Consider the following 11,731-nt stretch of genomic DNA (forward strand, 5'->3'; position numbering starts at 1 on the left):
CGGGCACAAACAAACCGATATCAACCTGCTGCTGCCCTGGAATTACGGCAATCACGTGTGAACGGCGCACCGCTTACGGAGAACCGCCATGAAGGACAACCGTACTACCATCAGAAATATCCAACCCGATATCCTGGCTGAAGCGCGTGAGATTGTCCGCGCCAACCGCCATGAAACCATGGGAAGCTTTGTGACCGACGCTCTGGCCACCTACATCGATTTGTTGCCGGTCCAAGATGACGATGTGGAGGAGATCGCAACGGTGCTGAGCCGCCCCGAGCCCTCTGCCGTGGCGTCTATCTGAGGTTTCGGATCAAGCGGAACGATGAGACGTGTTTCGACGAGAGGGATGCCTGATCCGGTTCAGGTCATGCCGAGCGAAACATAGTAGCCACGTAAGGTGGCAAGCCCCGCCGCATCCATCGCGCCCTCCGCTTCGATCTCGGCCAGTTGCTTCTCGACCGCCGCGAAGGTCATCCAGGGCGCATCCGGATCAACCGACATCCACCGCTGCCGAATCGCCGTGGTCATGGCATCCACGACAGTGGAATCAAGCTGGTCAGACCGGTGCAGGTATAGGAGCCGCCGACCAAGCTGACGTGCCCGCTGGTCATTGATCTGGTCGAGAATAGCCGGGCGCTCCTCCCATGATGCGGTCTGGAACCTGTCGAGTAGCCGTTGATCGGCGCTGCTGTAGAAACCTGCATAAATCTGCTCCTCGACATGAACGGAAGCTTCCCGATCCGCGAACCTTGCCGACATAGCGATACCGATCCGAGCATGCAGTTCGGTCATATTTGCGAGCCGGGCGGCACGATCCGCGATCACAGGATCAGGGGCATCGATCTCGAACAGGTTTGGGACCTTATTCACAGTGACGGTGCGGATCAGTTTGGGCGTGGCATCGACGGCCTCGAAGAGTTCATCGTCATTGGCAAGGGCGAGATCAGCAGGGTCGATCTGATTCAGGTCTAGAAAACCGACGGCGTTGGGGTTGGTAGGGTTCCGACCGGTGTAGGCCCCGACGTATGATCGTGGTGGTGCCGCGCCGAACCGTTCAACCAGTCGGAGTGGCTGGCCGGTTTCCAATAGATCGTTCACCTGATGTTTGGAACGGTTCCGCAGGGCCTGCTCCCAGACCGCAGGTGCGCGGTCCCGGATCAATCGGGCGATGTGGATCGTGGCCTCGACATCGCCAAGGGCGTCGTGGGCGTCATGGTGGGTGAAGCCGTTGGCTGGGGCGAGGCGGTCCAGCTTGTAGATGTGTCGCCCGTCTTCATCGGTCGGCCAGGCCAAGGCATCCGGTGCCAGTTCCCAAACTGAATAGACCAGCCGCAAAATGTCGAGCCGGTCGTTACCGTTCATCTGCGTCAGATACGGGCTCGGGTGAAGATGCTGGAACAGCGCCTGCCGCAGCATCTCCTCGTCGAAAGAAATCGAGTTGTAGCCGGTCCATGTGGCCGGACCCCACCGGTCGATTAGATCGGCGATGGTCTGCATGAACTCAAAGCTCGATGGCAGTGACGGATCGGTCAGCATGTGCGGCGTCACGCCGGTTACCAGCAAGGCTCGGGGTGCTGGCAAAATGTGCGGCGACAGGCGGCAGCGAATGTCGATGCGATCCAACGGGTTGAGGTCATCGTCGGTCAGGATGGCCGCGAACTGAAGCGGTTGGTCAAAGGCCGGGGACGTGCCTGAAGTCTCAAGATCGTAGAATACGAACGGCATCTTTCATCTCCTCGTACCTGTTGTTCGTGGGTCTGCCCAACCTGTGCAAGGAGTCTGCCCTCGTTGCCTAAATACTTACACGGCAAGGAGACTGAAGCATGGCGCAGAAGATAACAGCAAAGAAGATGAAGAGCATTTCGAGGTTCATCCGGGAGACCCTGGAGAAACCACCCACAGAATTTGATCCGATGGAGCATCCGTTCGTCGTGTCTGCGGCCTATTTCCCTGGTGATATCCCCGTCGATCACGAACTGACCGAGAACCATGACGTGCGTGGTTACTCGGAAGCGGCCCGAAACGGCTGGTGGGAGATCGATATCATCAACGTTGATGATATCGATCTCCCCGCAGCCCGTGCTGCGTTCTCAGAGAGAGAGGGGAAGGTCGTTGTTGAGCGTCTTTCCGTAGAGCCCAACTACCGAGGTTTTGGGTTCGGCAAACAAATGATCGAGCTAGGCTCCAGGCTTTGGGGTGGTCCGGTCGATGGTGCCGAGACCTTTGATGCCCAAAACGAGGTATTTTGGAATTCCCCTCTGGTAGACGAGATGGCGTGACGGTGACCAATTCGAGGGATAGATCAGACCAAGCCCATGGCCTCGGCGATGCTGAAGGTTTCCTCTCTCGCGCTGGTGATCGTGAGCTTCTTCGTTTTCTGCGAAGGTTGCCGATGGTCTCTGGTTCCGAGGATGGCACACTGACGCTGGATGATCTGATTTTCGAGATGAAACTTTGGCCTTTCGTAAAGCTCGCCTGGCGAGAGATCGAGGGCCAACCCGGAATCCCAGGTCGGCTCAAGCAGGTTGCTGATGTCTACTGCATGGCCGAGGAGCAGTTCGAAAAAGAAACCGGCGAGCGCCGCAGGACACCCCGGGTGATTGATCTACCATCGTTCGTCAGTACCTATACTGGCGAAGGTCTGCCCTGATCACCCACCGGTTGTAGCACTGCTCTCAGTGCGGTGATCGCGAAGGATTCTGAAGACCGAAGCCCTGCCGATCTCCAATTGCTTGGCAATTTCATCCGGTCGGAAACCGCGCTCGACCAGTTTCAGGACCTCCGGGATCTTTGCACGGGCGGTCGGTTTCCTCCCCTTGTATTTTCCCTGCTTCTTGGCCCGCTCGATCCCGTAGGCTCGACGTTCGGCGAGCCGGTCTCGTTCGAACTGGGCAACAGCGCCCATCATCCGGACCAGCAACATCTGGGTAGGGTCCTTTGGATCGAGGGGGTGTTGGGACAGATCGGGGAGCAACCAGATCACATCCGGATTTGCAGGACGGGTAATGGCCTCATCAGCGGCAGCGAGATCGCGGAAAGCGCGGTCCATTTTGGCTGCGACCAGGCAAATACGACGGTTCGGCGTTGCGAGCTTGCCTGCCTCGGACAGCATCCTGGTGAATTCGGGTCGTTCCTTCCGAGTCGAGGCTTCTTCATAAAAGAACCGTTCGCATCCCACCTTCCTCAGCGTGTCAATCTGATCTTCCCACCCAGCGGCCTGCTGAACCCGATCCACCGACACCCGCACATAACCCCACAAATCCAAAAACCACCTCCAGTATCACATACACCATGATCATATGAGATAGTATCAATAGGATACTGATTCGTCAATTTTGATACTTTCGTGGTGCGCCGAGTGTGATCTCGTTGGGGATGTCCCATGTGAGACCCAGGTGCTCCGATACTCATGGTTCCAACGGCATGCAGCCGATCACCAAGCGTTAGATGACAGTATCCCGTGAGTCCGGGCGGAAAGCAGCCGTTCGCTACGGCTGCAACCTAACGGGTAACAAGGGCAGGATGCAGACCTTCGCCTCGATCCGCAAGAGGGTCAGTTTCTGAGGGCTACACCAAGCAGGTCAGCACGCATGGCACTTGCTGGCTGCTAACGGTATCGGGTTCCGCGTCCAGCAACCTGAAAGCAAGCTCCAACATGGACACCACGTCCTGGCGAGCCATTCCTACATTTGCGGGAAGGAGGGCTGCGAACGGATCCCAGTCGAAGCAGCCGTAGCGGATGGCGGCACGCGCCTCGCGCGATTGGCGGTATAGCCAGCGCATTACGCCTTCGAGCGTGATCGTCGAGTTGACGAAAAGCCCTCGGGGAACTGGTCCGTCGAAGGCCATGAGCGCAGCTTCGGCTTTATCGGCGGCATAACCGCAAGTTAAAATGAGGTTGGAGCTCACACTCATTCCGCGATCCTCATGCGCGGCGACAAAGCCTCGGACCCGTTCCCTTGTGTTGTGGTCGCTTTCACGCCCACCAATGAAAAGTAGGGGGGCTGACGGCGTTCTCTGGTGATCAAGAATTAGGCTGGCAAGGTCTCTTGCTCCGGCGAAGTTGTCGGAGATGACGGAAGGCGCTTTGGTACCCGGAAGGTCGAGATTGATCGTTTGTACACCGGCAGCGCTGCACAGTGCACTGATCCTGTCGGGGTCGGTGGCACCGGTCGCGATCAGGCAGTCGACCTGGTAGGAGAGCAATTCTTTTGCGGCGGCGATTTCTAGGTCGGGGTCCCGCTGCGTACAGGTGATGACCGGGAACAGGCCGCGTGCACGGGCCATGGTTTCGAATTGTTCCGCGATGGCACCGAAATAGCGGTTGTCGTATTTGGGGATCAGCATGCCGATGATGTTGGATTTCTCGCGCCTCAGCACACTGGCCTGGATGTTGACCGAGTATCCCTGTTCTTCGGCCACGCGCATGATTTTCTCTGCCAGCTTCTGACTGATTCGGCGCTTTTTCCACGATCCGTTGAGAACCGAGCTGACCGCGCTCGGTGATGTTCCTGCCGTTTCGGCAAGATCGTAAATCGTTGTTCTTCTTGACGAAGTGCCGTCCCTGGGGGGCATGCGCTCGGGCCTTTCACTGGTCTCGTTACCATATGTTTTGCGCAAGGAGCTTGACAGTAAAAAAACACACTGGCAATCATGCTCCATCGATTGAGCAAGCTTGCGCAATCGATAGTGCACCCCTTAACAAGGTGCGCAGGGAGGAGATATCGTGCCAGTGGGCCGGGCATACCGGGCTCAACTGTCTTGGCGCACCTTGGTGCGTCTCCTCCCTGACTGCGTGCTGAGTGTTTGGGGCAGAATGATCTGGAGGAGACCCAATGACCTACAAGACCAAATCCCTCGCAGCGGCCTCGACGCTTGTCGCGGGCCTGCTGGCTACCGCAGCCGTCGCGCAAGACGCGACCGTTGCGTTCCTGATGCCCGACCAGGCATCGACCCGTTACGAGGAACATGACTGGCCTGGCTTCCAGGCCGCCATGGGAGAGCTGTGCCCTGACTGCACGCTGATCTACCAGAACGGCAACGCCGACGTTGCGCTGCAACAGCAGCAGTTCAACTCGGTCATCGCGCAGGGCGCATCGGTGATCGTGCTCGATCCGGTCGATTCCGCTGCGGCCGCCGCGCTGGTGGAAATCGCTCATGCACAGGATGTGCAGGTTATTGCATATGATCGTCCGATCCCTGATACACCGGCCGACTTCTATGTCTCCTTCGACAATGAAGGTATCGGCCGCGCCATCGCCCAGTCGCTGGTCGACCATCTTCAGGCCAGCGGCGTTCCGGCTGGCGCAGGTGTTCTGCAAGTCAACGGCTCGCCCACAGACGCGGCTGCGGGTCTGATCCGAGATGGGATCGACTCTGCGCTCGATAATTCGCCCTACGTGACAATGGCAGAATTCGATACCCCCGATTGGGCACCGCCGCGTGCGCAGGAATGGGTGGCCGGCCAAATCACCCGCTTCGGCAGCGACATCATGGGTGTCGTGGCTGCCAATGACGGCACCGGCGGGGGCACCATCGCGGCCCTGATGGCTGCTGGCGCAGACCCGCTGCCGCCCGTCACCGGCAACGACGCAACCATCGCGGCGCTTCAGCGGATCATTGCGGGCACCCAGTACAACACGATCTCCAAGCCGTCGGAAATCGTGGCCGCCGCCGCCGCCGAGGTCGTGATGGACCTGCTCAACGGTGAAGAGCCCGAGGCGACCACCACGCTCTACAACACGCCCTCGCAACTCTTCGTGCCGGCCGTGGTGACGCGTGAAAACATCGTCGCGGAGATCTTCGACACCGGCATCCAGGCCGCTGAAGATGTTTGCACCGGCGAATATGTCGAGCCCTGCCGCGAGCTTGGCCTCGTCGACTGACACGACCCTGCCGCGCCGGACCCTTCGGCGCGGCGGACCATCGGGCGCGGCTCTCCTTTCTCCCTGGTCGCGCCCCACCTACAAGCAGGAGTTTTTCGGGACATGTCACAGCCCACCCCAAACGGCGCCAAGCACGGCGAGCTGATTCTCAAGCTGCGCGGCATATCCAAGCAGTTCGGCGCCGTGACTGCGCTGTCCGATATCGAGTTGGACGTTCATGCCGGTGAAGTCGTGGCCCTCGTGGGCGACAATGGCGCGGGCAAATCGACGCTGGTCAAGGTGCTGGCGGGCGTGCATCAGCCGACCTCCGGCACAATTGAATTCCAAGGCAGGGACGTGGCACTGGACAGCCCCGGAACCGCGCTGGAGATGGGCATTGCCACCGTGTTTCAGGACCTCGCCCTTTGCGAAAACCTCGACGTGGTCGCCAACCTGTTCCTCGGACATGAATTGTCGCCGTGGAAGCTTGACGAAGTGCAGATGGAGGTCCGCGCCTGGACCCTTCTGCAAGAGCTGGCGGCGCGCATTCCCTCTGTCCGCGAACCGATTGCCTCGCTTTCAGGCGGGCAGCGACAGACCGTTGCCATCGCGCGATCCCTGCTACTCGACCCGCATGTGATCATGCTCGATGAACCCACTGCCGCGCTTGGCGTGGCGCAGACCGCCGAGGTGCTGAACCTGATCGAGCGGGTGCGCGACCGGGGGCATGGCGTGATCCTGATTTCCCATAACATGGAAGACGTGCGCGCTGTGGCCGACCGCATTGTGGTTCTACGCCTTGGCAAGAACAACGGCGTCTTCACCGCCGACACATCCCATGAAGAGCTGGTCGCCGCCATCACTGGTGCCAGCGAAAATTCCGTCTCGCGCCGCATGGCGCGCAAGCAGGACGCCACGGAGGCAAGCCAATGAGCGGCGAAAATACCAACATGCAACTCGACCGGGCAGACACGCGCGTCCGTCATGACGAAGGTATCGCAGGTGCTATCCGCGCCTTTTTCGACAGGGTGCGCTCTGGCGATCTGGGGATGCTGCCAGTGGTGATCGGGCTGGTGCTGATTTCGGTCGTGTTCACAACGTTGAACCCTGTGTTCCTGGCCCCCAACAACCTTGTGAACCTGCTTTTCGATGCTGCCGCCGTCGGCCTTATTTCGCTCGGAGTCGTCTTTGTGCTGCTCTTGGGGGAAATCGACTTGTCCATCGGGTCGATGAGTGGGTTGGCGTCAGCGCTTATCGGGGTACTATGGGTCAATTCCGGCGTGCCGCTGCCACTGGCCATTGCGGGTGCGGTAGCTGCGGGCGTGGCCGTTGGGCTGGTCTATGGTTTCCTGCGCAACAAGTTCGAGATGCCGAGTTTCGTGGCCACGCTGGCCGGGCTGCTCGCGCTTTTGGGGATGCAGCTATACATCCTCGGGCCCACCGGCTCGATCAACCTGCCGTATACCTCGCCGCTGGTGCGCTTCGGTCAAATCCTGATCATGCCTGCCTGGCTGTCCTATGCACTGGCCGTGGCCCCCGGAGTTGTCATCATCGTGACCGGCATGGCAACGATGAAACGCCGCGCTGCCGCAAGCCTGTCGAGTTCCGGTTCGAGCGTGCTCTTTGCCAAGGCGGGCCTTCTGACCGCCGCGCTTCTGGTCGCCGTGATCTATCTCAATCAGGGCCGAGGTGTGCCGTGGATGTTCGGTGCCTTCGTCGCGTTCGTAGTGATCATGGATTACCTTCTGACGCGCACGCAATGGGGCCGGTCGCTTTTCGCCGTGGGAGGAAATGCCGAGGCGGCGCGCCGTTCAGGCATCAACGTGAAGCGCATCCGCCTGTCGGCCTTCATCCTGTGTTCGTCCCTTGCTGCGCTTGGCGGTGTCTTCTCGGCGGCGAGACTGGCGTCCTCCAGTCAGCAGGCGGGGACGGGCGACGTGAACCTCAATGCCATCGCGGCAGCCGTGATCGGGGGCACGTCCCTCTTCGGCGGGCGCGGGTCGGCCTGGTCGGCGCTACTTGGTATCCTCGTGATCCAGGCGATTTCAAACGGGCTGACGCTGCTCAACCTCAGCTCGTCCCTGCGCTACATGATCACCGGGGGCGTTCTGGCCATCGCCGTGATCGTCGACTCGCTGGCACGGCGGTCCCGTGCAAGCCACGGCAAGGCGTAAGGAGGCGACCATGACGAACCTCATGCAAGGCAAGACGGCGGCGATCACCGGGGCGGCATCGGGCATCGGGCTGGAATGCGCGCGGATCCTGCTGGAAGAAGGGGCCGAGGTCGTGCTGATCGACCGGGCCGAGGACCGGCTGGCGATGCTTTGCGAGGAGCTTGGACCGAAGGCGCACCCGCTGGTGCTGGACCTCTTCGATGGCGATGCGGTGTCGAACATGATGCCGAGGATCGAGGCTCTCGTCGGCCCGCTCGACATCTTCCACGCCAATGCGGGGGCCTATATCGGCGGCCCGGCGGCCGAGGGCGACCCGGATGCCTGGGACCGGATGCTGAACCTCAACATCAACGCGGCCTTTCGCTGCGTGAACGCGGTGCTGCCGCGCATGATCGAGCGCAAGACCGGCGATGTCCTGTTCACCAGTTCTGTCGCGGGCGTGGTGCCGGTGGTGTGGGAGCCCATCTATACCGCGTCGAAATTCGCGGTGCAGGCCTTCCTGCACGCGACCCGCAGGCAGGTTTCCGAACACGGCATCCGCATGGGTGCCGTCCTCCCCGGGCCAGTCGTCACGGCATTGCTGGACGACTGGCCCAAAGCGAAAATGGAAGAGGCGCTGGCCAACGGCTCGCTCATGCAGCCGCGTGAGGTGGCCGAGGCGGTGCTCTTCATGCTCAGCCGCCCGCGAAACGTGGTGATCCGCGATCTCGTGATCCTGCCCAACAGCGTGGATCTTTGACGACAGCGCCCTGGCCCCCGGGGCAGACCGATTGGAAAGATGATGACCCAGACCCAGACCCAACCCACGGCTGCGGGCCGGTATTTCATTGGCATCGACGTGGGAACCGGCAGCGCCCGGGCAGGCGTCTTCGACGCCGAGGGGCAAATGCTGGGCAGCGACAAATGCGCCATCAGTCTCTTCCGTGCGGCCGGTCATCGGGTCGAACAGTCGAGCAGGGAAATCTGGGACGCGGTGGTTGCTGCCGTGCGCGGGGCCGTGGCCGCCGCGGGGGTCGCGCCGGAAAGCATCGGCGGCATCGGCTTTGATGCCACCTGTTCGCTGGTGGTTCTGGGCGAAGGTGGCGTGCCGCTGCCCGTTGGAGAGGCCGACAGGCCTGATCGCAACATCATCGTCTGGATGGATCACCGCGCGCTGGACCAGGCGGAGCGGATCAACGCCACGGGCCACAAGGTTCTGGACTATGTCGGCGGGCGCATCTCGCCCGAGATGGAAACGCCCAAACTGCTCTGGCTGAAGGAGCATAAGCCCGAGGTCTTCGCCGCCGCGTGGCAATTCATGGACCTGACCGATTTCCTGACATGGCGCGCGACGGGCGATCTGGCCCGCTCGATTTGCACTGTCACCTGCAAATGGACCTACCTGGGGCACGAGGCGCGGTGGGATCCGAGCTATTTCGAGGAGATCGGGCTTGGCGACCTGGCCGCCGATGGCTTCGCGCGGATCGGCACGCGCGTGGTCGACCCCGGCACCGCACTTGGCAAGGGTCTGACGGAAGAGGCCGCCGCCGCGTTTGGCCTTCTGCCCGGCACGCCCGTAGCGGCAGGGCTTATCGACGCCCATGCGGGCGGGATCGGATCGGTCGGTGTGGGCGAGGGGCCGACGGCCAATCTCGCCTATGTTTTCGGCACGTCCTCCTGCACCATGACCACGACGGTGGACCCAGTCTTCGTCCCCGGTGTCTGGGGGCCGTATTATTCCGCCATGGTGCCGGGCATGTGGTTGAACGAGGGAGGGCAATCGGCAGCCGGGGCGGCTATCGAGCAATTGCTCGACTTCCACCCGTATACGCCCAAGGCCCGCGTTTTGGCCAAGGAAGAGGGCAAAGGGCTGCCCGACTGGCTGGCCGAGCGCGCGACCGCGCGGCTGGAAACGCTTTCCGACATCGGCCCGCTTGTGGACAAGGTGCAGGTCGTGCCCGAATTCCTCGGCAACCGGGCGCCCTTCGCAGACCCGAATACCCGCGCCATGATTGCCGGGCTCGGGATGGACCGCGACGAGGACAGCCTGATCGCGCTCTACCTCGCGGGGCTGTGTGGCATCGGCTACGGGCTGCGCCAGATCGTCGAGGCGCAGGCAGCGGCAGGCGCCCATGTCAAACGTATCGTCATCAGCGGCGGGGCCGGGCGCAGTCCGCTGATCCGCCAGGTCCTGGCCGATGCCACGGGCCTGGAACTTGCCGCCCCGACGGCGGAGGAACCAGTGCTACTCGGCTCGGCCATCCTTGGCGCTGTGGCGGGCGGGGCCTATCCCACCACCGAAGTGGCAATGGCCTGCATGACCTCACTCAGCGACACCTATCGACCGCAACGCGCGATGCAGCAGTTTCACTCTCATCGTTTCGAGATCTATGAGCAGCTGCAAGCGCTGGCGCGACGCGTGGCGGAAAACGCGTAAGCTAATAGAAAGTGACCTTTACTCGAAAAGCGTCATTTTTCGTGTCGTATGGTTTCAGCGGCGTAGTTTGGTAGATCGGACCTTCTCAGCATGAATGTGAAAGGTCAGCTAAGGGCCGTTCACCACCACTATTACCGGACCCCATGCAGCATGACCTTCATGCTAGCCCACCTCAGACAGAACCCACGAACCCGTTCCGCGATCTCCTCATCCGGGTTCAGAACGAAGAATGTCCTCGGGCTGTAAGCGGTTGCTCGCACTGCGATACCGGGCATGCCGATCTCACCCAGCCAGTGATTGACCTCTGCGTCGTGACCACCACGACGGCGGGTGTTGTGGTGGTAGATGACCGCGCACCGTCCATGGGCCAGTGTCTGGACCTCCGCCAGAGGTATCTGCTTGCCGAACTTGGCTCGGCCCTTTCGCTGATCGTTGTCATCGATGATACCGTTGTCAGGGTCTGCGAACACCAGGTCACACGCTGATAGATGATCCAATACGTGGTTGAACCAGGCGTTGCGCCAGTCGCGTCTTTGGCGTGGCGGTATCCTGCTGCTGTCCACGGCCTCATCAGACGAGATCGCGCCGTGCAGGACTGGCAGGAGCGAGGAGATCGACCGTGCATCCCTCGTGATGTTCCGAAGATGGCGGAACAGAACCCGGTCCAGGTGTTCGTATCGATCTGGCTGGTCGAGATAGCTGATGTGCCGCCCATCACCATTGTGGTCTTCGTCCGGGTATCGGCACCAGGCCACGCCCAGTTGCCGTCCAGGGGAGAGAGCGCGCAGCAGGCCGAGCTTCACGTAGTCTCCGACATCTCCGGCGTAGCGATCCTGCATCTTGGTCCTCCGAAAATGCTTACCATTTGGAGGCGACCGTCGCCGCTGGCACAGATTAGGTATCTGGCTGGTCAGGTCACCCCCAAAAAGTCCACTCTTGCTCGCACTTCCAAACGGTCTGATGGTAACCTCTAATCAGGAACACGGGCACGACATTAGATGAGCACCGACGAAAATCTCCGCCAACTCGACGAACTGCTGCTCTCTCTCCCTGAGGAGAACGAAGGGATGCTCATGAGCGAGTTCGATGGATTCTGCGCAGGGCTGATCGTCTGTCCGGACATCGTTCTGCCTGGGGAATGGCTTCCCATCATCTGGGGTGATGAGGTCACGGCACCGTTCGAACGGATCGAAGATGTCTGAGCTACTCCCCATCGGTTGGACAGGATCTGGCGTAAATCAAGCTACTCGTTGCACCTGCTGACCGGTTTGGGT

The 11,731-nt window shown here is 61.0% G+C and carries 13 protein-coding genes; 9 read left to right on the forward strand and 4 right to left on the reverse strand.

Annotated elements, in window-relative coordinates:
• Positions 1–88 precede the first annotated feature (88 nt).
• Entirely contained in the window at positions 89–304 is a 216-nt protein-coding gene (locus BKY27_RS18955; RefSeq protein ID WP_071676032.1) for a hypothetical protein, read from the forward strand.
• Positions 305–363: 59 nt separating this feature from the next.
• On the opposite strand, the gene BKY27_RS18960 is transcribed toward BKY27_RS18955, so the two are convergent.
• Entirely contained in the window at positions 364–1,728 is a 1,365-nt protein-coding gene (locus tag BKY27_RS18960) for an exonuclease domain-containing protein (protein ID WP_071676033.1), read from the reverse strand.
• A 98-nt stretch (positions 1,729–1,826) separates the two neighbouring features.
• On the opposite strand from BKY27_RS18960, the gene BKY27_RS18965 reads away from it, so the two are divergent.
• Positions 1,827–2,282 (forward strand): hypothetical protein, encoded by a 456-nt coding sequence (locus BKY27_RS18965; RefSeq protein ID WP_071676034.1) that lies wholly within the window; start codon positions 1,827–1,829, stop codon positions 2,280–2,282.
• Positions 2,279–2,653, forward strand: coding sequence for a hypothetical protein (locus BKY27_RS18970; RefSeq protein WP_146636313.1), 375 nt, complete (start codon positions 2,279–2,281; stop codon positions 2,651–2,653). Before BKY27_RS18965 ends, BKY27_RS18970 begins: the two co-directional genes overlap by 4 nt.
• Here the strand turns inward: BKY27_RS18970 and BKY27_RS18975 are convergent, their stop codons facing one another.
• Together BKY27_RS18975 and BKY27_RS18980 are read right to left on the reverse strand one after the other, a co-directional pair.
• A complete protein-coding gene (locus BKY27_RS18975; protein WP_084668049.1) occupies positions 2,654–3,268 on the reverse strand; it encodes a recombinase family protein in 615 nt (204 codons plus the stop codon). It abuts the gene before it with no gap.
• A 302-nt stretch (positions 3,269–3,570) separates the two neighbouring features.
• Positions 3,571–4,578, reverse strand: coding sequence for a LacI family DNA-binding transcriptional regulator (locus BKY27_RS18980; protein ID WP_071676036.1), 1,008 nt, complete (start codon positions 4,576–4,578; stop codon positions 3,571–3,573).
• Positions 4,579–4,838: 260 nt separating this feature from the next.
• On the opposite strand from BKY27_RS18980, the gene BKY27_RS18985 reads away from it, so the two are divergent.
• The 5 genes from BKY27_RS18985 to BKY27_RS19005 all read left to right on the forward strand — a co-directional run bounded on the left by BKY27_RS18985 (position 4,839) and on the right by BKY27_RS19005 (position 10,457).
• A complete protein-coding gene (locus tag BKY27_RS18985) occupies positions 4,839–5,888 on the forward strand; it encodes an ABC transporter substrate-binding protein (RefSeq protein ID WP_071676037.1) in 1,050 nt (349 codons plus the stop codon).
• A 102-nt stretch (positions 5,889–5,990) separates the two neighbouring features.
• The gene (locus BKY27_RS18990; RefSeq protein WP_071676038.1) at positions 5,991–6,800 is read left to right on the forward strand and encodes an ATP-binding cassette domain-containing protein; all 810 of its coding nucleotides are present in this window, start codon (positions 5,991–5,993) and stop codon (positions 6,798–6,800) included.
• Complete coding sequence (locus BKY27_RS18995; RefSeq protein ID WP_071676039.1) at positions 6,797–8,041, forward strand: sugar ABC transporter permease; 1,245 nt, start codon at positions 6,797–6,799, stop codon at positions 8,039–8,041. The genes BKY27_RS18990 and BKY27_RS18995 overlap by 4 nt, the downstream gene beginning before the upstream one ends.
• 10 nt (positions 8,042–8,051) lie before the next feature.
• Positions 8,052–8,780, forward strand: a complete 729-nt coding sequence (locus tag BKY27_RS19000; protein ID WP_071676040.1) for an SDR family oxidoreductase — start codon at positions 8,052–8,054, stop codon at positions 8,778–8,780.
• Between the two features lie 42 nt (positions 8,781–8,822).
• On the forward strand, positions 8,823–10,457 hold the full coding sequence (locus tag BKY27_RS19005; protein ID WP_071676041.1) for an FGGY-family carbohydrate kinase: 1,635 nt from the start codon (positions 8,823–8,825) through the stop codon (positions 10,455–10,457).
• 131 nt (positions 10,458–10,588) lie between these two features.
• On the opposite strand, the gene BKY27_RS19010 is transcribed toward BKY27_RS19005, so the two are convergent.
• Positions 10,589–11,296 (reverse strand): hypothetical protein, encoded by a 708-nt coding sequence (locus BKY27_RS19010; protein WP_071676042.1) that lies wholly within the window; start codon positions 11,294–11,296, stop codon positions 10,589–10,591.
• A gap of 159 nt (positions 11,297–11,455) precedes the next feature.
• Between BKY27_RS19010 and BKY27_RS19015 the strand changes: the two genes are divergently transcribed.
• Positions 11,456–11,659 (forward strand): UPF0149 family protein, encoded by a 204-nt coding sequence (locus BKY27_RS19015; RefSeq protein ID WP_071676043.1) that lies wholly within the window; start codon positions 11,456–11,458, stop codon positions 11,657–11,659.
• Positions 11,660–11,731: the final 72 nt, after the last annotated feature.

This window comes from Nioella nitratireducens (assembly GCF_001879715.1).
Taxonomy (GTDB): Bacteria; Pseudomonadota; Alphaproteobacteria; order Rhodobacterales; family Rhodobacteraceae; genus Nioella; species Nioella nitratireducens.